The organism is Nocardioides sp. (assembly GCF_030150155.1).
In the GTDB taxonomy this organism is placed as follows: Bacteria; Actinomycetota; Actinomycetes; order Propionibacteriales; family Nocardioidaceae; genus Nocardioides.
Genome location: NZ_JASLGR010000042.1, coordinates 1 through 18,516 on the forward strand (window position 1 = coordinate 1; position 18,516 = coordinate 18,516).

The 18,516-nt window shown below is 71.0% G+C and carries 17 protein-coding genes; 10 read left to right on the top strand and 7 right to left on the bottom strand.

What is annotated here, in order from left to right:
• Positions 1–108: 108 nt before the first annotated feature.
• Positions 109–618 carry a general stress protein gene (locus tag Q1V88_RS13515; RefSeq protein ID WP_300681784.1) on the bottom strand — a complete coding sequence of 170 codons (510 nt, stop codon included), beginning with the start codon at positions 616–618 and terminating at the stop codon, positions 109–111.
• Positions 619–702: 84 nt separating this feature from the next.
• On the opposite strand from Q1V88_RS13515, the gene purS reads away from it, so the two are divergent.
• Positions 703–945 carry a phosphoribosylformylglycinamidine synthase subunit PurS gene (gene purS, locus Q1V88_RS13520; RefSeq protein ID WP_300681785.1) on the top strand — a complete coding sequence of 81 codons (243 nt, stop codon included), beginning with the start codon at positions 703–705 and terminating at the stop codon, positions 943–945.
• Positions 945–1,622 carry a phosphoribosylformylglycinamidine synthase subunit PurQ gene (gene purQ, locus Q1V88_RS13525; protein WP_300681786.1) on the top strand — a complete coding sequence of 226 codons (678 nt, stop codon included), beginning with the start codon at positions 945–947 and terminating at the stop codon, positions 1,620–1,622. Before purS ends, purQ begins: the two co-directional genes overlap by 1 nt.
• Positions 1,623–1,732: 110 nt before the next feature.
• On the opposite strand, the gene Q1V88_RS13530 is transcribed toward purQ, so the two are convergent.
• Both Q1V88_RS13530 and Q1V88_RS13535 read right to left on the bottom strand, forming a co-directional pair.
• Positions 1,733–3,184 carry a glycoside hydrolase domain-containing protein gene (locus tag Q1V88_RS13530; protein ID WP_300681787.1) on the bottom strand — a complete coding sequence of 484 codons (1,452 nt, stop codon included), beginning with the start codon at positions 3,182–3,184 and terminating at the stop codon, positions 1,733–1,735.
• Positions 3,185–3,233: 49 nt separating this feature from the next.
• Entirely contained in the window at positions 3,234–4,658 is a 1,425-nt protein-coding gene (locus Q1V88_RS13535) for an MFS transporter (RefSeq protein WP_300681789.1), read from the bottom strand.
• A gap of 144 nt (positions 4,659–4,802) precedes the next feature.
• Here Q1V88_RS13535 and Q1V88_RS13540 point away from each other — a divergent pair, with 144 nt between their 5' ends.
• The 3 genes from Q1V88_RS13540 to Q1V88_RS13550 all read left to right on the top strand — a co-directional run bounded on the left by Q1V88_RS13540 (position 4,803) and on the right by Q1V88_RS13550 (position 8,821).
• On the top strand, positions 4,803–5,345 hold the full coding sequence (locus Q1V88_RS13540) for a TetR/AcrR family transcriptional regulator (RefSeq protein ID WP_300681791.1): 543 nt from the start codon (positions 4,803–4,805) through the stop codon (positions 5,343–5,345).
• 50 nt (positions 5,346–5,395) lie between these two features.
• Entirely contained in the window at positions 5,396–7,675 is a 2,280-nt protein-coding gene (gene purL / locus Q1V88_RS13545) for a phosphoribosylformylglycinamidine synthase subunit PurL (RefSeq protein WP_300681793.1), read from the top strand.
• Between the two features lie 186 nt (positions 7,676–7,861).
• Positions 7,862–8,821, top strand: coding sequence for a hypothetical protein (locus Q1V88_RS13550; RefSeq protein ID WP_300681794.1), 960 nt, complete (start codon positions 7,862–7,864; stop codon positions 8,819–8,821).
• 93 nt (positions 8,822–8,914) lie between these two features.
• On the opposite strand, the gene Q1V88_RS13555 is transcribed toward Q1V88_RS13550, so the two are convergent.
• Positions 8,915–9,337 (bottom strand): VOC family protein, encoded by a 423-nt coding sequence (locus Q1V88_RS13555; protein ID WP_300681796.1) that lies wholly within the window; start codon positions 9,335–9,337, stop codon positions 8,915–8,917.
• On the bottom strand, positions 9,322–10,620 hold the full coding sequence (locus Q1V88_RS13560) for an MFS transporter (protein ID WP_300681798.1): 1,299 nt from the start codon (positions 10,618–10,620) through the stop codon (positions 9,322–9,324). The genes Q1V88_RS13555 and Q1V88_RS13560 overlap by 16 nt, the downstream gene beginning before the upstream one ends.
• 68 nt (positions 10,621–10,688) lie before the next feature.
• Here Q1V88_RS13560 and Q1V88_RS13565 point away from each other — a divergent pair, with 68 nt between their 5' ends.
• From Q1V88_RS13565 to Q1V88_RS13575, 3 genes are all read left to right on the top strand, one after another.
• A complete protein-coding gene (locus tag Q1V88_RS13565; protein ID WP_300681800.1) occupies positions 10,689–11,342 on the top strand; it encodes a helix-turn-helix domain-containing protein in 654 nt (217 codons plus the stop codon).
• Positions 11,342–11,710 carry a sterol carrier family protein gene (locus Q1V88_RS13570; RefSeq protein WP_300681801.1) on the top strand — a complete coding sequence of 123 codons (369 nt, stop codon included), beginning with the start codon at positions 11,342–11,344 and terminating at the stop codon, positions 11,708–11,710. The genes Q1V88_RS13565 and Q1V88_RS13570 overlap by 1 nt, the downstream gene beginning before the upstream one ends.
• An 85-nt stretch (positions 11,711–11,795) precedes the next feature.
• Positions 11,796–13,145, top strand: a complete 1,350-nt coding sequence (locus tag Q1V88_RS13575; protein ID WP_300681803.1) for a dipeptidase — start codon at positions 11,796–11,798, stop codon at positions 13,143–13,145.
• Between the two features lie 21 nt (positions 13,146–13,166).
• On the opposite strand, the gene Q1V88_RS13580 is transcribed toward Q1V88_RS13575, so the two are convergent.
• Complete coding sequence (locus Q1V88_RS13580; protein ID WP_300681804.1) at positions 13,167–14,771, bottom strand: HAMP domain-containing sensor histidine kinase; 1,605 nt, start codon at positions 14,769–14,771, stop codon at positions 13,167–13,169.
• Positions 14,768–16,525: a HAMP domain-containing sensor histidine kinase gene (locus tag Q1V88_RS13585; protein ID WP_300681806.1), complete on the bottom strand. Its 1,758-nt coding sequence runs from the start codon at positions 16,523–16,525 to the stop codon at positions 14,768–14,770. The genes Q1V88_RS13580 and Q1V88_RS13585 overlap by 4 nt, the downstream gene beginning before the upstream one ends.
• 191 nt (positions 16,526–16,716) lie before the next feature.
• Between Q1V88_RS13585 and purF the strand changes: the two genes are divergently transcribed.
• Positions 16,717–18,180, top strand: coding sequence for an amidophosphoribosyltransferase (purF, locus tag Q1V88_RS13590; protein WP_300681808.1), 1,464 nt, complete (start codon positions 16,717–16,719; stop codon positions 18,178–18,180).
• A gap of 89 nt (positions 18,181–18,269) precedes the next feature.
• The coding region (locus tag Q1V88_RS13595) for an AIR synthase related protein (protein ID WP_300681810.1) at positions 18,270–18,516 on the top strand (247 nt) is incomplete at its 3' end.

Sequence of the window (18,516 nt, forward strand, 5' to 3'; positions counted from 1 at the left end):
GAACCGGCGGAAAGTCACAGCTGGAGCTGTGACTTTCCGCCGGTTCGGCGTTCTGCGGGCGTTACTTTCCCCACGTTCACCGGGTGTGTGGGGTTACTTTCCCCAAGTTCACAGGAAGGGGTTGGGCAGCGCGCCCGGCAGCCCGGCGAGCAGCTCGCGGGCCTGGGCGGCGACCTTGTGCTCGACCAGCACCTCGTACTTCGTCGCCACCACCTGGGTGATCGAGGAGAAGTCGCGCTGGCCCCGGGTCGCCATGTAGCCCGCCAGTGCCCAGATCACACCGAACGCCGCACCGAAGAGCATCGTCGAGGCGATCTGGCCCAGGGCGTTGCCGCTGGTGAAGAGGGTGAACAGGATGCCGACGAAGAGACCCAGCCAGAGGCCGCTGAGCAGGCCGCCCAGCGCCACCCGCGGGGTGGTCAGCCGGCCGGTGACCCGCTCGAGCTGCTTGAGCTCGGTCCCGACGATCATGCAGTTCTGCACCGGGAACTCGTGGTCGGAGAGGTAGTCCACCGTCTTCTGGGCCGAGGCGTAGTCGTCGTACGTCGCCAGCGACTGCGGAAACTGCAGCTTGAACTGGGCTGCGGCCAGGGCAGCCTGGACATTCGGATTGCTCATGGCTCCAGTCTGGCCCCTCGCGGCCCGAGCCACTAGCGCCTGCGGATGCGACCGGCTGCCGAGGCACGTTCTAGACTCACCGCCATGCCTCGCATCGTCGTTGATGTCATGCCCAAGCCCGAGATTCTCGACCCCCAGGGCAAGGCCGTTCTCGGCGCGCTGCCCCGGCTCGGCTTCTCCGGGGTGACCGAGGTCCGCCAGGGCAAGCGGTTCGAGCTGGAGGTCGCCGACACCTCGGCCGCCACGATCGCCGAGATCGAGAAGCTCGCCGAGACCTTCCTGGCCAACACGGTCATCGAGAACTTCGTCGTGCGGATCGAAGCCTGATGAAGGTCGGAGTCATCACCTTCCCGGGCACGCTCGACGACGTCGACGCTGCTCGGGCGGTCCGCCTCACCGGCAACGAGCCGGTCTCGCTGTGGCACGGCGACCACGACCTGCAGGGCGTCGACGCCGTCATCCTGCCGGGCGGTTTCTCCTACGGCGACTACCTGCGTTGCGGTGCGATCAGCCGGTTCGCCCCGATCATGACCGAGGTCATCGAGGGCGCGAACAAGGGCATGCCCGTGCTCGGCATCTGCAACGGCTTCCAGATCCTGGTCGAGTCGCACCTGCTCCCCGGCGGCCTGCTGATGAACGACCACCTCAAGTTCATCTGCCGCGACCAGACCCTGCGGATCGAGAACGCGACCACCCCGTGGACCTCGGCGTACGAGCACGGTCAGGAGATCGTCGTACCGCTGAAGAACGGTGAGGGCCAGTTCCAGGCCGACGCCGAGACCATCGCGCGGCTGGAGGGCGAGGGCCGGATCGTGGCCCGCTACGTCGGGATGAACCCCAACGGCTCGGTCAACGACATCGCCGGCATCACCAACGAGCGCGGCAACGTGGTCGGCCTGATGCCGCACCCCGAGCACGCGGTCGAGGAGCTCACCGGCTCCGGCACCGACGGCGCCGGCTTCTTCACCAGCCTGGCCGGCTTCGTCGCCTCGGCGCTCAGCTGACCTCGGCAGCCCGCCTGCCTCAGACACCGAACGGGCCCCGGCTCTCACGATCGTGAGAACCGGGGCCCGTCGTCGTCGGTGGGTTCGTCCGCCTGCGCGCTGCGGGTCGCTCAGCGGCGACCGGCCTGCAGCGCACGCCACTCGGTGACGCCGAACGGCTTGCCGGTGGGCAGCCCGACCTTCGCCCGCCAGGCGCGCAGCGCCCGCAGCGAGGTCTTGTTGAACGAGCCGGTGATCTGCAGGCCGAGCTGCTTGTTCGCGGCGTTGAGGGCACGCTGCACGTCGCGGACCCGGGAGCCGGTGGTCGTGGCCTGGAGCGTCGGGCGCGAGCCCTTGGCCAGCAGCCACATCCACTGCTTCGCGGTCCACAGCGTGTTGACCGCCATCCCGTGGTTCTTGCGCCAGAGCCTGACGAAGGCCTGCGTCTCAGCCGTGTACGTCGACGTGACCGGGCCCCGGTAGATCGTCCGCTCCCGCAGCAGGCAGGTCAGGGCCGCGACGGCGTCCTTGCGCGGGGTGAAGGTGGCGGTCGGCTTGCGCACCAGCGGGTACAGGGCGAGGTCGACCTTCACCCCGCCGCAGTGCCTCTCCGCGGCCGCCGTGGTCGGAGCGGTCGTCGCGGGGGAGGGCGCCTTCGTCGGAGCCGCGGCGGTGGTGGCCGGCTTCGGCGTGCTGGTCGCCGGCGGTGCCGCCAGCGCCAGGTAGTTGCGGTCGATGTTGATCGTCACGCCGCCGTAGGTCTCGTTGTGGCCGCCCTGGAACTGCTTGATCCGGGAGCCCTGCCAGCCGGCGTCGGAGAGGTAGTCGGTGGCGCTGGTGTTCGCCTTGCCGTCGTACCGCGCCAGCCAGAGCACGTCGGGGAGGGTGATGCCGGCGGTCCGGTTCACCCGGGCGGCCTCGATCATCTTGATCCCGGAGCCGGCGCTGGAGTAGAAACCGGCGCGGTAGCCCAGCGCCTTGACCCGGGCGTTCCAGGCAGAGACGAAGCGCAGGGCCGACTCGCGGCAGGCGGTGTTGGTGTAGGTGAAGCCCTCGAGGTCGTAGAACAGGGTGCTCCCGGGGACGATGCCGAGTGACTTGGCGTCCGCGACGGACTTGGTGCCCTCGGTGGTGCCCTGGGCCGAGGCCTTGGCGTAGGTGCCGGTGGCGGTCGCGCTGATCTTGAAGTCGTCCTTGTAGCGCGGGAACCGCGGCTGGCAGGAGGCCTGCGGGCCGAGCACGATCGGGAGCAGGTGCCACCCCTGGGCCAGCTGGGTGGAGACCCAGGTGGAGTTGAGGTAGGTCTGCGAGCGGCAGGCCCGGGAGTCACCCGAGACGTAGATGCCGACGGCCTTGAACGGGCTCTTGGCCCGCCATGCGTCCATCGCTGACTGCTTCGGCGCCTGGCACTGGTCGAAGCCGAGGCCGGTGAAGGCCCGGGGCGTGACCGGGTTAGCGGCGGTGGTGCGAGCCGTGTCGTTGCGGACCTGGGGCAGCACCAGGAAGACCACCGCGAGGGCGATCACCGTGGCTGCGATCAGCAACGTGCGTGGATGGAGCAGGGCGGGCCTGACCTGGAACATGACGTGACTTTAACCTCAGAAGTCACTTCAGCCCCAGGTTTCGCGTCCGTCAGGCGGTCTCGAAGGCCGGGCCGGGGCGCCGGATCACCAGGCTCAGAGCCGCCAGGGCGCCGATCCCGATCAGCACCACCGCGGCGGTGTAGCCGGCCCGGGCGCCGTCGATGAAGCTCACCGACTGGTGCGAGGCGTAGACGCTGGTCACGATCGCGAAGCCGATCGCCCCGCCGAGCTGCTGGGTGGTCTGCAGCAGGCCCGAGGCGGAGCCGGCGTGCTCGGGCTCGACCCCGGTCAGGACGAGACCGGTCATCGGCATCATGGCCAGCCCGATCGCCGTACCGCCGAGGAGGAGCGAGGGCATGATCGACCAGTACCCGGCCCCGTGGCCGAGGGTGGCCAGGTGGGCGAACGAGGCGATCCCGAGCAGCATCCCGGCCAGGATCATCCGGGCGTGACCGAAGCGGGCGACCAGCTGCGGGGTGAACCGCGACAGCGTGAAGATCGACAGCGGCCACGGCAGGAAGCCGAACCCGGCCTGGATCGGGCTCAGGGCGAGGTGGTCCTCCAGGAACTGCACGGTGACGAAGAAGACGCCGAGCATCGAGCCGAAGAGCGAGACCGAGGCGACCAGGGTCGCCACCCGGCGCCGGTTGCGCAGCAGGGCCGGACGCAGCAGCGGGTGCGGGTGGCGCTGCTCGGTGAGGACCAGCAGGGCGAACAGTGCCAGGGCCAGGGCGATCCCGCCGAGGGTGGCGGCGCTGGTCCAGCCCCACTCGGGGGCCTTGACCAGGGTGAAGACCAGGGCGACGGCGCCACCGGTGGCCGAGACCGCGCCGACCAGGTCGAAGCGGCCGTGGCGACGCGGGGTCTCGCCGATCAGGCGGGGGACCACGGCCAGCACGAGCAGGCCGACGGGGACGTTGACGAACATGGTCCAGCGCCACGAGATCGCCTCGGTGAGGATGCCGCCGAGGATGAGGCCGAGTCCGCCACCGCCCGAGGAGACGGCGGTGAAGGCGGCCAGGGCACGGTTGCGGGCGGCCTCGGTGCCGGCGTTGGTGGTGATCAGGGCGAGCACGCTGGGGGCGGCGAGCGCCGCACCGACACCCTGCAGGGCGCGGGAGGCGACCAGCATGGTCGGGTTGACCGCCAGTCCGCCGAGCAGGGAGAAGGTGGTGAAGACGGCCACGCCGAGCAGGAAGATCCGGCGCCGACCGAGGACGTCGCCGAGCCGCCCGCCGAGGAGCAGCAGGCCGCCGAAGGCGAGTGTGTAGGCGTTGAGCACCCACGACAGCGAGGCCGGGCCGAAGCCGAGCCAGGCGATGTCGGGGAGGGCGACGTTCACGATGGTGGCGTCGAGCACGAGCATGAGCTGGGCGAGGAGTACGAAGGCGAGGCCGACGGTCGAGGCGCGACCGGGCTGCGTCTGGCCACCGGCATCGGCCTGGTGGGCACGCGTGGGTGTGGAGACAGACATGAGGGGAGATCCTGGTTCTGGCCCGATCGGGCCGAGTAGAGGTAATCTGGAGACGTTCTCCGCTTGGAGAAGAGATTAACGGAGACTGTCTCCGTTTAGCAAGGGTGACGTGCGCCTCAGTGGTGCACCCGGAAGGACGGGACGATGCGGGCCGACGCCGTACGCAACCGCGAGCGGATCATCGAGGCGGCGCGCGCCGTCTTCCGGGAGAAGGGCTACGACGCCCCGCTCGACGAGATCGCCCGTCGCGCCGAGGTCGGCCCCGGCACCCTCTACCGCCACTTCGCCACCCGCGAGGCACTGCACGACGCCGTGATGCAGGCCTGGGTCGACAACGTCACCAGCTCCAAGGAGAAGGTGCTCGCCTCGACCAACGAGGGCCGTGAGCTGCTGCTGGAGTGGCTGGAGACCTACGTCCGGCTGATCTCCTACAACAAGGGCACCCCGGCCAAGCTGACCGCGGCGATCGACGACGCCAGCTCCCCGCTGGTGACCAAGTGCCAGGCGCTGCGCGAGGCCAACGAGGCGGTCCTGGGCCGGCTCGAAGGCGCCATGCGCAGCGACGTCAACCCGATCCAGGTGGTCAAGCTCGTCGGCGGCGTGGCCTCGATGGCCGACCAGTCGGAGATGGACGCGGCGGCGGTCCGTCCGCTGCTCGAGGTCGTGGCCGACGGCCTGCTCCGCTGAGCACTGCCTCGGCTAAGGGATCGGCCCCTGTCTCGGCTAGATTGAGCGCCGTGACTTCGGCTCCGATCACCGCCCCTGACTCGCTCCCCAAGCTCGACACCGTCGAGGTGGCCGCCTCCGATCCCGACAAGGCGCTGCCGTGGCTCGAGCTGGGCCTCAAGGAGGACGAGTACGCCGCCATCCGCGAGATCCTCGGACGGCGTCCCACCGGCGCCGAGCTGGCGATGTACTCGGTGATGTGGTCCGAGCACTGCTCCTACAAGTCCTCCAAGGTCCACCTCAAGCAGTTCGGGGAGATTCCGCAGGAGACCCCGGCCGGCAAGCTGCTCGCCGGCATCGGCGAGAACGCCGGCGTGATCGACATCGGCGAGGGCTACGCGGTCACCTTCAAGGTCGAGTCGCACAACCACCCGTCCTTCGTCGAGCCCTACCAGGGCGCCGCGACCGGCGTCGGCGGCATCGTCCGCGACATCCTCGCGATGGGTGCCCGCCCGGTCGCCGTGATGGACCCGCTCCGCTTCGGCCCGCTCGACGAGGCCGACACCCACCGGGTGCTGCCCGGGATTGTGGCCGGCGTCGGTGGCTACGGCAACTGCCTCGGCCTGCCGAACATCGGCGGCGAGGTCGTCTTCGACCCGACGTATCTCGGCAACCCCTTGGTCAACGCGCTCGCGGTCGGCGTACTGCGGCACGACGACCTGCACCTGGCGAAGGCGTCCGGTGCCGGCAACCTGGTCATCATGTACGGCGCCCGCACCGGCGGCGACGGCATCGGCGGCGCCTCCATCCTGGCCTCGATCGAGTTCGAGGAGGACGGCCCCGCCAAGCGCCCCTCGGTCCAGGTCGGCGACCCCTTCATGGAGAAGCTGCTGATCGAGTGCACCCTGGAGCTCTTCGCCTCGGGCATCGTGCGCGGCATCCAGGACTTCGGTGCGGCCGGCATCTCGTGTGCCACCTCCGAGCTGGCCGCGGCCGGCGACGGTGGCATGCACGTCCACCTCGAGCGGGTGCCGCTGCGTGACTCCACGCTGACGCCCGAAGAGATCCTGATGTCGGAGTCCCAGGAGCGGATGATGGCTGTCATCGCCCCCGAGGACGAGGCCCGGTTCTACGAGATCTGCGCCAAGTGGGACGTCGAGGCCGCCACCATCGGCGAGGTCACCGGCAACGGTCGCCTCGTGATCGACTTCCACGACCAGACCATCGTCGACGTGGACCCGCGCACCGTCGCCCACGACGGCCCGGTCTACCACCGCCCGTTCGCCCGCCCCGCCTGGCAGGACACCCTCCAGGCCGACACCGCCGAGGCGCTCGCGCGTCCCGCGTCGGCCGAGGAGCTCCGGTCGACCTGGCTCCAGCTGGTCGCCTCGCCGAACCTGTGCGACAAGACCTGGGTGACCCAGCAGTACGACCACTACGTGCGCGGCAACACGATCATGTCCCGCAAGGCCGACTCCGGCATGATCCGGATCGCCGAGGACTCCGCCCGCGGCGTCGCGCTCTCCACCGATGGCAACGGCCGGTTCGCCAAGCTCGACCCGTACACCGGTGCGCAGCTCTCGCTGGCCGAGTCCTTCCGCAACGTCGCGACCGTCGGCGCCACTCCGCTGGCGATCTCGGACTGCCTCAACTTCGGCTCGCCCGAGGACCCTGACGTGATGTGGCAGTTCGCCGAGGCCTGCCGTGGCCTCAAGGACGCCTGCCTCGAGCTCGGCCTGCCCGTCACCGGCGGCAACGTCTCGCTGTACAACCAGACCGGCGACGTCGCGATCCTGCCGACGCCGGTCGTGGCCACCCTCGGCGTGATCGAGGACGTCACCACCCGGATCCCGTCGGCGTTCGCCGCCGCGGGCCAGCGGATCTTCGTCCTCGGCGAGACCCGCGAGGAGCTGTCGGGCTCGGAGTGGGCGCACGTCGTGCACGGTCACCTCGGTGGTCTGCCGCCGCGCGTCGACCTGGCCGCGGAGAAGCGCAACGCCGACCTGATCGCCGCCGCCCGGTCGCTGATCGTCTCGGCGCACGACCTCGCCGACGGCGGCCTCTCCCAGGCCCTGGCCGAGGCCGCGATCGACTCCGGCATCGGTGCCGAGGTGGCCCTGGACGGGGACGCCTTCGTGGCGCTCTTCTCCGAGTCGGCCGGCCGGATCCTGGTCACGACCCACCTCGAGGACGGCGCGGCGTTCGTGCGGGCCGCCTCCGAGGCCGACGTGGTCGTCACCGAGATCGGTGTCACCGGCGGCGACGTGATCAAGGTCGAGGGCCAGTTCGAGATCCCGGTCGCCGAGCTCAAGGCGGCCTGGGAGGCGACGCTCCCGGCTGCGATGGCCTGATCCTCTGGCCCTTGCTGGGTTAACTGCTGGTGAAAGTCCCTCTCCGGGGCGATTTGGAGAGGTTTGACCAGCAGTTAACCCGAATGGGCAGCCGCGGGGCCTCCACAGGGCGGCGTTTTTCGGGCCTCATCCACAGGGCGGCGTACGGCGCGAGCGGGCCGCGCCTGTCATGCGGAACCTGGGCCGATGCGCCCCACTCCGTCCCACCCCAGTCGTGGTGTCTGGATCTCTGCCCCGACGCCTGTGCCGGCCCGGCCCGACCGGCTCGTCGACGCCACCCGCTCGGCGGCAGCGCTTGCTGAGCTCCGGGGGTGGCTGCCCGCACTGCCCAGGGATGCGGTCGGCACCGGCCTCACCGCCGCGTTGGCTCACGGCCTCTGGCTGCCCTGGACTCCGTCGGGGCTGCCGGTGATGGTGGCGCTCGCCCGCCATCCGTACGAGACCACGCCCGTGCGAGAGGGGCTTCACGTGATCCGGCACCCGGTCGCGCCGGCTTCGTGTCTGGTGAGCGGAGCCCGAGTGGTGACGGTTCCCGAAGCGCTGGTGTGCTGTTGTCGCTACCTGGGCTTGCTCGATGCGGTGATCCTGATCGACTCCGCGCTACACCTTGAGTTGTGCAGCCGTGCCGAGCTGGACCGGATCCAGCGCCGGAAGCGCCGTGGTGTGGTCCGCTTTCGAGAGGCACTGGCACTGGCGGATGGCCGCTCGGAGTCGCCCTGGGAGTCGATGCTGCGGATGCTGCACGTGGTCTGCGGGGTGCGGGTGACGCCGCAGGTCGACATCACCGATGAGCACGGCCGCTTCGTGGCGCGCATCGACCTGATGGTCGAATCGACCGGCCAGTTTCAGGAGTACGACGGTGCGCAACATCGCGAGGCCGACGTACAGGTGAGGGATCTGGCTCGGGAGCGGCGGTTGGCTGACGCGGGCTTCCATCGGCGGGGGTACGTCGCACAGGACCTGCTCAACGATCCTGAGGGGATCCTCGCCCCAATCGAGGCCGCGGCACGTCGGCGGATCAGCGCACAGCCGTGGCGGGACCTTCTCGCCGGGAGTCTCTATCGTCCCGCGGGCCGTGCCGCGATCGAGCGGAGGCTGGGCATCGGCCCACTCGACTGGGCACTGCCCTCGGACCGGTCGCGGTGAGTTCGTCGGTGAGTTAAGTGCTGGTGAAAGCCCCGCCTCGGGCCGATCCAGGCGTATTTCACCAGCACTTAACTCTCGCCGGTGCCCTCGTGGTCAGGCCGGCGGGGCCTCCTGGCCGATGTTCACCATCCACGGGGTGCCGTACTGGTCGACCAGGTGACCGAACACGTCGCCCCACATCTGCTTCTCCAGGGCCATGTGGACGGTCGCGTCGGCGGCCAGCTTGTCCCAGTAGCCGCGCAGCTCGGCCTCGTCGGCGGCCGGGCCCGACAGCGAGACGGTGATCTGCGAGCCGGCCTGGAACGGCATCCCGGGTGGGGTGTCGGAGGCGAACAGCGTGTACCCGCTGGGCGTCACCAGGGAGGCGTGCATGATGAGGTTGGCAGTCGCATCCTCGGCACCCATGTCGCCGAAGGTGAAGAAGTTCAGGTCGCCGCCGAAGACGGTCTTGTAGAACTCCATGGCATCGCGCGCGGTGTCCTGGAAGGACAGGTACGGGTTCAGTGTGGTGGCCATGATGTGACGTTAGTCCCGCCCTGGTGAGCAGACCAGAGCTCCGGGCGGGGGACCTGGCGAACGACCCGTGAACAGGTCGGGACCAGCACCGCGAGCGCCAGCAGGACGGCGATCGCGAGACCGCCGTCGCGGCCGCCCAGCAGCCCGAGCAGGCCGCCGGCGAGCACGGGTGCCAGCGGCATCGTCGTCATCGCGGTGAACATCATCGCCGACTGCACCCGCCCGGTCAGGGCCGGCGGGGTGAGGGCGATCCGATAGGCGCCGACACCGGCGTTGCCGGCCGGGTTGAGCACCATGATCAGGGCCAGCGCACCGGCGACCACCGGCACGGTGGGCCACAGCGCGATCGGTACGGCGAGCGGCACCATGCTCCACCCGGCACCGATGATGATCCACCCGGTCGGGATCCGGGCGATCAGCCACGGGGCGATGGCCGCGCCGAGGATCCCGGCCACGCCGGCGGCGACCTCAGCCAGGGCGATCGCCCCGGCCGGCGTCCCCTCGCGGACCAGACGCAGGATGGCGAGGAAGAAGAGTGCGTTGGCGGTCAGGTTCGCCAGCGGCGACCACAGCAGCATCACCCGCAGGAAGGGCACCCCGACGGTGAACCGCAGCCCCTCGGTGAGCTCGCGGGCGGGGTGGGACCGTGGCTCGTCGGTCGTGGCGGGGGACAGGTCGGTGCGGATCCGGCCGAGGAGCACCCAGGCGACGGCGTACGAGAGGGTGTTGAGGACGAACGGCGCCCACCGGGCCAGGCTGTACAGCGCCCCGCCCAACGGCGCCCCGAGCAGGCTGGCGACGTGCTGGCGGGCCTGCTGCTGGGACAGCGCGGCGGGCATCTCCTCGGGGCTGACGACGGTCCGGATCGCCGAGGTCTCGGCGGGCGCGAAGAGGCCGGTGGTCAGGCCGGTCAGCGGGGCGACGATCAGCAGATGCTCGATGGTGAGCGCCCCGAGGGCGCCCGCCGCGGCGAGCGAGGCGTAGAGGATCGCGCCTAGCGCGGCCGAGGCGCGCATCAGCATCCGGCGGTCGAGCCGGTCGGCGAGCACCCCGGCGGGCAGCATCGTGGTGGCCAGGCCGAACAGGAAGAGCATCTCGACGGCTGCGGCGGCCACGGTGCTGTCGGTGAGGGCGAAGGCCAGGATCGGGAAGACGAACGTGCTCGCCCGGGCGCCGAGCTCGGAGATCGTCTGGCCCACCCAGAGCAGGGTGAAGTCCCGGTTGTGGGCCAGGGAGCGGAAGCCGGAGGAGGGCTTCGCGGCGAGGGGAGGGGCGTCGGCCATGTCCGCACCGTATGTTGCGCAAGACATGTTGCGCAACTAGTAGTGCGGGATTCGGATAGACTGCCCCCATGGCGACGTACGACGACCCACGCGTGCTCCGCGCTATCGCCCACCCGACCCGCAACCGGATCCTCGCCGAGCTCTCGGCCGAGGGCACCGCGCGGGCCGCGGACCTGGCGCAGAACCTCGACCTTCCGGCCAACCAGGTGAGCTTCCACCTGCGCCAGTTGGCCAAGTACGGCCTGGTCGACGAGGCCCCCGAGGCCGCACGGGACCGGCGCGACCGGGTCTGGCAGCTGGCCGACCCCGAGGGTGGGGTGAGCTTCAAGACCCGCGAGGTGCTCGCCCAGCCGGGCGGACCGGCCGCGGTCGAGGTCTTCCGCCGCAGCGCGTCGGCGCGCGCCCACCACCTGGTGGACCTGGCCTACGCCGATCCCGTCGAGGGCGTCGAACGAATCGTCAGTGAGAGCGCGCTCCGGCTGACCGTCGACGAGGTGGCCGAGTTCAACGACGCCCTGCAGGCGTTCGTCAACCGTTGGCGCGAGCGCGCCGGTGAGCCGGGGGAGCGCGAGACCTACTCGCTCTACTCCGTGCTCCAGCCCTATCCGGACGTCCTCCACGGCGACGGTGCTGGTGGCGACGGTGCTGGTGGAGACGGTGCTGAGGCCGACGTACCGGCGCCGTCGGAGCCGTTCACCGTCCGCGGCTTCGGGGGTGCCTGATGCCGGCCCGCCTCAAGCCCGCCGACCGGCTCGACGTCGCCGATGCCCGTGCCCGGATCCGTGCGGCCCACGACGCCCAGGAGGCCCCCGCCAAGGCCGACCTCAAGCTGCTCACCAAGCACTACCTCGCGGTGCTGGAGGCCAAGGCGCCCGGCAAGAGCGTGGAGGTGCGGATCCCGCCCTTCGCCGCGATCCAGTGCATCGAGGGGGTGCGCCACACCCGCGGGACGCCGCCGGCCGTGATCGAGACCGACGCCGCCACCTGGATCGCGCTGGCCACCGGCGAGCTGGCCTGGACCGACGCCGAGGCCCGGGTGCGGGCCTCGGGGGAGCGCACCGACCTGACGCCGTACCTCCCGCTGGGCTGAGCGCCTTGGTCACAGTGCAGTCACAGTGCTGTGCTGGAGGGCTCCTCGGGCCTGCACGGCGGTGTCGTCGGCATAGTCTGGAACGGTGACCGTCTCGACCGATGAACTCAAGGCCCGCATCACCGCCGAACTCCCCGGAGCGCTCGAGGACCTCAAGCGCCTCGTCCGGATCCAGTCCGTCAGTGCCGACCCCGCCCGGCTGGGTGAGGTCGAGAGGTCCGCGGAGCTGGTCCGCGACCTCTTCGTCGCCGAGGGCGTCGACGCCCGGATCGTGCGGGCCTTCGACGGCGCCCCGCCGGCCATCATCGGTGAGAAGAAGGGCCCCGAGGGCGCTCCCACGGTGCTGCTCTACGCCCACCACGACGTCCAGCCGGAGAACGACCACGCCGACTGGACCCAGGACGACCCGTTCGAGCCCGAGCAGCGCGGCGACCGGCTCTACGGCCGTGGCACCGCCGACGACAAGGGCGGCGTGATCGCCCATGTCGCGGCCCTGCGCGCCCTGGGCGACGACCTGCCCGTCACCGTACGGCTCTTCATCGAGGGCGAGGAGGAGGTCGCCAGCGCGACCCTGCCCGACCTGCTGGAGAAGTTCAAGGACGAGCTCGAGGCCGACACCATCGTGATCGCCGACTCGGGCAACTGGGACATCGGCATCCCCGCGCTCACCACCAGCCTGCGCGGCATGATCCGGATGGACATCGAGCTGCGCACCCTCAGCCACGCCGTCCACTCCGGGATGTGGGGCGGCCTGGCCCCCGACGGGATCATGGCGATGATCCGGCTGCTCAACACGCTCTGGAACGCCGATGGCTCCGCCGCCGTCGAGGGGCTGCTCGCGGGTCCGGCCGCCGACGTGGAGTACCCCGAGGAGCGGCTGCGCTCGGAGTCCGGCGCCCTGGCGACCACCGAGTGGGTCGGCCACGGCTCGGCCGTGGAGCGGATGTGGACCCAGCCCTCGATCACCGTCACCGGCTTCGACGCCCCCAAGGTCGACGGCGCCTCCAACACCCTGACCCCGGCCGCCCGTGCCCGGATCACGATCCGGATCGCCCCCGGCGACACCTCGGCCAACGCCGCGGCCCGCCTCGAGGCGCACCTGCGTGCCCACACCCCGTGGGGCGCCACCCTGTCCACGAAGCTGCTCGATGCGGGCGAGCCGATCGTGCTGCCCGCCTCCGGGACGTCGTACGACGCTGCGCACAGCGCGTTCACCGAGGCCTGGGACGGCACCGCCCCGATCTCGATGGGGGTGGGCGGCTCGATCCCGTTCATCGCCGAGTTCCTCGACGCGTTCCCGGCCGCCCAGGTGCTGGTGACCGGCGTGGAGGACCCCGACACCCGTGCCCACGGCCCCAACGAGGGCCTGCACCTGCCCGAGTACGAGCGCGTCCTGCTCGGCGAGGCCCTGCTGCTGCGCAACCTCGGCGCCTGAGGCCGGCCCGCTGCCCGCCGCTCAGCCGGCGGCGGTCAGCGGCAGGTAGATCCGCACCGAGGTACCTTCGCCGGGCACCGTGGAGAGCTCGATCCGGCCTCCGTGGTGCTCGGCGACGCGCGAGGCGATCGCCAGCCCCAGGCCGTTGCCACTGATCCCCTCGGTGTTCGCGCCCCGGTAGAACTCCTCGAAGACGTGCGGCTCGTCCTCGGCCAGGATCCCGATACCGGTGTCGGCGACGGTGATCTCCGCCTCGGTCGCCCCGCTGGCCACCGTCACGGTGACGGCACCCTGGGCGGTGTACTGGACGGCGTTGGTGATCACCGTGGTGAGGAGCTGGGTGAGCTCGTCCTCGTCGCCGCGCACCAGCGGGAACGCGCCGCTGCTGCGCACCCGCAGTGACAGCCCGGCGGCCATCGGGAAGACATGGTCGGCGACCTGGCGGGCCAGCGTGGCGACGTTGATCACCTCGGCCTCCCGGCTGCGCCGCGGGTCGGTGACCCGGGAGAAGAAGAGCAGGTCGTCGACCAGGCTCGTCATCTGCCCGACGTCGACGGCGATCTCGGCGGTGGTCGCGGCGCCCGGGTCGTCCCCGACACCCGACTCCACACCCGACTCCGCACCACCGGCCTCACCATCGCGCAGCAGCGCGATCCGCTCCCCGATCCGACGCATCGGCGCCCGCAGCATCGCGGTGACGGTGTCGAGCAGGTCGTCCTGGTAGGCGTCGATCGCCTGCAGCTCATCGAGGTAGCGCCCCTGGGTCTCCAGCGTCCGGCGGGTGTAGAGCACCAGCCCGAGGTCGGCGCCGAGCGCCGTCGCGCCGCGGACCTGGGTCTCGGTCCAGGCCGGGGCGTCGGCGGTGCGGGCGATCAGCAGGGCGCCCAGGCACTCCTCGGTCGCCCCGATCGGGACCAGCAGCGCGTTGCCCAGCCCCGCCGCCCGCGACCAGCGCTGCACGTCGGCGCGGTTGCCTGCGGAGAGCCCCGCGGTCGCGGCGGTGTCGAACCGGTACGGCTCGGCCTCGCGACGCTGCCACGCCGATCGGGCGGCGGCGGTGAGGAAGTCGAGGGTCGCGGCGCCGGGGTGATCGGCCTGCCGGGTGACGACCAGCGTCGCCGAGCCGTCCAGGTTGAGGCTGTGCACCAGCACGTCCTCGGCCTGGTACGCCTCCTCGATCCGCTCGGCGATCTCCGGCCAGGCGGCCGCCGCGTCGTCGCTGGCCGCCAGCCGACGTACGGCGGACCGGCTGGCGTCGGCGGCACGGATCTGCTCCAGGTCGTGGCGCACGGCGATCGAGACCCGGATCGCGGTCTCGGCCTGCCGGGCGTAGCCGACCAGCAGGTCGATCTGGGCGGCGGTGAGCGGGCTGGGCCCCGGCACCGCACTGAGCCAGCCGATGGTGCTGCCGTCGATGTCGGTGAGGGTCTCGCTGAGCCGGCCCGCGGCGGGGTCGTCGTTCGGCGCCGCGCCGTCCACGGCGTGGGCCACGGTGACCATTCCGGCCGGCCCGGCCAGGCTCACCTGGCAGACCTGGAAGCCGAGCAGGTCGACCACCGAGTCGGCGGTGAGCTGGAGGAAGGGGCCGAGTCCTGACTGCGGGTCGAGGCTGCCGGTGCCGTTCACGCGTCGGCCTCCGTCCCGTGCAGCGGCAGTCGCACCCGGAACAGGCTGCCCACGCCGAGGGCCGACTCGACCTCGATGGTGCCGCCCAGCCGGCCGACGATGCGGGCGGCGATGGTGAGCCCGAGACCGGTGCCGGGGCGGTCCTCGACGTTCGTGCCGCGGAAGAACTCGTGGAAGAGGCGCTTGCGGTCCTCCTCGCCGATCCCGATCCCCGAGTCGCTGACGGCGAGCTCGGCGTACTCCCCGTCCAGGCGTACGACGACCTGGACGGTGCCACCAGGGTCGGTGTACTTGACCGCGTTGCTGACCAGGTTCATCACCACCCGGTCCAGGGAGCTGGCCTCGCCGTCGACCAGCACCGGGGTGGGCGGCACCACCAGCACCAGCCGCAGTCCGCGGTCGTCGGGGCAGACCAGGTCGCAGGCCTCGGTGACCATCCGGCCGAGGTCGTGCGGGGTCGGGGCCACCGCCCGGGCCGAGGCCCGGGTGAGGGCGGAGAGGTCGTCGATCAGGCGGGACATCCGGCCCTCGGCGGTCGCCATCCGCGCCAGTGTACGGGGGACCTCGGTGGGGGCGAGCAGGCCCGACTCGATCAGCTCCAGGTTGGTGTTGAGCACGGTGAGCGGGTTCTTCAGCTCGTGCGCGACGGTGCGGATCAGGGTGGAGCGGCGGGTGTGGATCTCGCGCAGCTCGCGGGTGAGGACCTTCTGCTCCTCGGTCATCCGGGCGCTGACCAGCACCCGGCCCAGGTCGCGGCAGATCTCCAGCACGGTGTCGCGCTCGCGGTCGGTCCACAGCGTCCGCTCGGGTGGCCGGGCGAGGCTGAGCAGGCCGAGTGCCTCGCGGCCCGAGCCGATCGGGGCGGCCAGCAGGGAGCCGGCCCCGAGCGCGGTCAGGTAGGCCCGCAGCCGTTCCACGGCAGCGGGGCTGATCTCGCCCTGCTGCTGGTCGGGGCCGAGGACGAGCACCTCCTGGCGCTCCCAGAGCTCCTGGAAGACCGTGTCGATGGTGGCCCGCATGGCGTCGTCGGCGGCACCGGGGGCGGTCACGATCTGGAGGCTGGCGGTGTCCACGTCGAGCACCCGGATCCGGACGTGGGAGAGGCCGAAGAGCGTGGTGAGGCGTTCGGAGATGGCCACGAAGTCGTCGGCCAGCGGCGCGTTGATGGTGGCCTCGTTGACCAGCACCCGCGCTGCCTGGGCCAGCGAGGCCTGCTGGCTGAGGGAGCGGCGCTCGATCGCGGAGACCATCGCGCGGCCCGCCTGGGCGGCGTACCGGTTGAGCAGGTCGCGGGTGGCGTGGTCGGGGCGCCGTCCGCCGGGTGGCAGGTCGACGCTGAGCGAGCCGATCACGGTGCCGACGGAGTCGCACAGCGGCGCGATCAGGCAGTCCTCGGGGTCCCAGGCGTCCTCGGCGTCCACCGGCGCCATCTCGGGCACCCAGCCCCACTCGGGGCCGATCGGGGTGGAGTCACCGGCGACGAACTTGAACAGTCCCCAGTCCTCGGCCTCGCGCAGCAGGGTGCGCACCAGCGTGGCCGGGGTCCGCAGCGCGCGGATCTCGGCCTCCTCCTCGGGGGTGGCGCCGGCCACCGCGGCGACGTGGAAGTTGCCGTCCTCGCGCAGCACCGAGATCACCGCCATGCCGAAGCCGGCGTAGCCGATCAGCCCGTCGACGTACACCTGGAGCGAGGATCGCGTCAGTGCGTCGGGCCACGGCTCGGCCCCGGCCGAGAAGGAATGGCGAGGGGGCACGTGGGACCTGTGTTCGGCTCGGTGGACGTCAATCCGATTCGAGCGGGACGTCAGGGCGGCCGGTCATCCGTGCCCCCATGACCCGGACATGACCCGAACCTCCCGAACCGACGAGCGGTGTGCCGCTCCCTGTCCCGCTGTTTCGGCTGGGGAATCGGCGGTTGCCGCTTCCCGTCCTTAGAATAAGGCACGTGTGCGGCGTGTTCGGGGTGTGGGCGCCCGGCGAAGAAGTATCCAAGCTCACCTACTTCGGTCTGTATGCACTGCAGCACCGCGGACAAGAGTCCGCGGGCATCGCAGTGAGCAACGGCCGTCAGATCCTGGTCTACAAGGACATGGGCCTGGTCTCGCAGGTTTTCGACGAGACCACCCTTGATTCCCTCAAGGGGCATATGGCCGTCGGCCATGCCCGGTACTCCACCACCGGTGCCAGCACCTGGCAGAACGCGCAGCCGACGTTCCGCCCGACGGCGCACGGCTCGATCGCGTTGGGCCACAACGGCAACATCGTCAACACGCACGAGCTGCGGGCGATGGTCGAGGAGCTCGGTGACGCTCCCGACGAGGTGGAGATCCAGCGCTCCAACGGTGTCGCCCCGGCGACGAACGACACCTCGCTGCTGACCGAGCTGCTCGCCTACCACCCCGACGAGTCCGTCGAGGACCGTGCGATGGAGCTGCTGCCGAAGATCAGCGGTGCCTACTGCCTGGTCTGGATGGACGAGGACACGCTCTACGCGGCGCGTGACCCGCACGGCATCCGGCCGCTGGTGCTGGGCCGTCTCGACAACGGCTGGGTGGTCGCCTCCGAGGACGCCGCCCTGGCGACCGTCGGTGCGAGCATCGTCCGCGAGGTCGAGCCCGGCGAGATGATCATCATCAACTCCGACGGCCTGCGCTCGCGCACGTTCGCCGAGCAGACCCGCAAGGGCTGTGTCTTCGAGTACGTCTACCTCGCCCGTCCCGACGCGACCATCGCCGGTCGCGGGGTGCACGAGGCCCGGGTGGAGATGGGGCGCCAGCTGGCCCGCGAGTTCCCGGTCGACGCCGACCTGGTGATGCCGGTGCCCGAGTCGGGCACCCCGGCCGCGACCGGCTACGCCGAGGAGGCGGGCATCCCCTTCGGCCAGGGGTTCGTGAAGAACTCGTACGTCGGCCGCACCTTCATCCAGCCGTCGCAGACGCTGCGCCAGCTCGGCATCCGGCTCAAGCTCAACGCACTGGAGCACATGATCCGCGGCAAGCGGATCGTCGTGGTCGACGACTCGATCGTGCGCGGCAACACCCAGCGCGCCCAGATCCGGATGCTGCGTGAGGCCGGTGCGGCCGAGGTCCACGTCCGGATCTCCTCGCCGCCGGTGAAGTGGCCGTGCTTCTACGGCATCGACTTCGCCACCCGCGCCGAGCTGATCGCCAACGGCCTCGACGTCAACGAGATCGCCGCCTCCATCGGCGCCGACTCGCTGGGCTACATCTCGCTCGAGGGCATGATCGAGGCGACCCGTCAGCCCGCGGACCAGCTCTGCGCCGCGTGCTTCACCGGCGAGTATCCCGTCGCCCTCCCCGACGAGAGCCTGCTCGGCAAGCACCTGCTCGAGGTCTCGCTGCAGTCCCCGACGGCGGGCAAGGCCCTCCCGGTCCTCAACAACCCCTGATCTCGCCAGCTCGATCCACGAGGAGTCCAGTGACCAACGCCTACGCCCAAGCCGGTGTCGACATCCACGCAGCGGACGCCGCGATCGAGATGTTCAAGGGGGCGGTCGCCAAGACGAAGCGGCCCGAGGTGATCGGCGGCCTCGGCGGCTTCGCCGGCCTCTTCGACGCCAGCGCGCTCAAGGCGTACGACCGGCCGATCCTGGCCACCTCGACCGACGGCGTCGGCACCAAGGTCGCGATCGCCCAGGCCCTCGGCATCCACGACACCATCGGCTTCGACCTGGTCGGCATGGTCGTCGACGACCTCGTGGTCTGCGGCGCCGAGCCGCTCTTCA

Excerpts from the sequence above, each read along its gene's own strand:
- purS (WP_300681785.1), top strand. The coding sequence starts at position 703 with ATGCCTCGCATCGTCGTTGATGTCATGCCCAAGCCCGAGATTCTCGAC.
- Q1V88_RS13565 (WP_300681800.1), top strand. The coding sequence starts at position 10,689 with ATGGCGACGTACGACGACCCACGCGTGCTCCGCGCTATCGCCCACCCG.
- Q1V88_RS13515 (WP_300681784.1), bottom strand. The coding sequence starts at position 618 with ATGAGCAATCCGAATGTCCAGGCTGCCCTGGCCGCAGCCCAGTTCAAG.
- Q1V88_RS13540 (WP_300681791.1), top strand. The coding sequence starts at position 4,803 with ATGCGGGCCGACGCCGTACGCAACCGCGAGCGGATCATCGAGGCGGCG.
- Q1V88_RS13560 (WP_300681798.1), bottom strand. The coding sequence starts at position 10,620 with ATGGCCGACGCCCCTCCCCTCGCCGCGAAGCCCTCCTCCGGCTTCCGC.
- purQ (WP_300681786.1), top strand. The coding sequence starts at position 945 with ATGAAGGTCGGAGTCATCACCTTCCCGGGCACGCTCGACGACGTCGAC.
- Q1V88_RS13555 (WP_300681796.1), bottom strand. The coding sequence starts at position 9,337 with ATGGCCACCACACTGAACCCGTACCTGTCCTTCCAGGACACCGCGCGC.
- Q1V88_RS13530 (WP_300681787.1), bottom strand. The coding sequence starts at position 3,184 with ATGTTCCAGGTCAGGCCCGCCCTGCTCCATCCACGCACGTTGCTGATC.
- Q1V88_RS13535 (WP_300681789.1), bottom strand. The coding sequence starts at position 4,658 with ATGTCTGTCTCCACACCCACGCGTGCCCACCAGGCCGATGCCGGTGGC.
- Q1V88_RS13550 (WP_300681794.1), top strand. The coding sequence starts at position 7,862 with ATGCGCCCCACTCCGTCCCACCCCAGTCGTGGTGTCTGGATCTCTGCC.
- Q1V88_RS13570 (WP_300681801.1), top strand. The coding sequence starts at position 11,342 with ATGCCGGCCCGCCTCAAGCCCGCCGACCGGCTCGACGTCGCCGATGCC.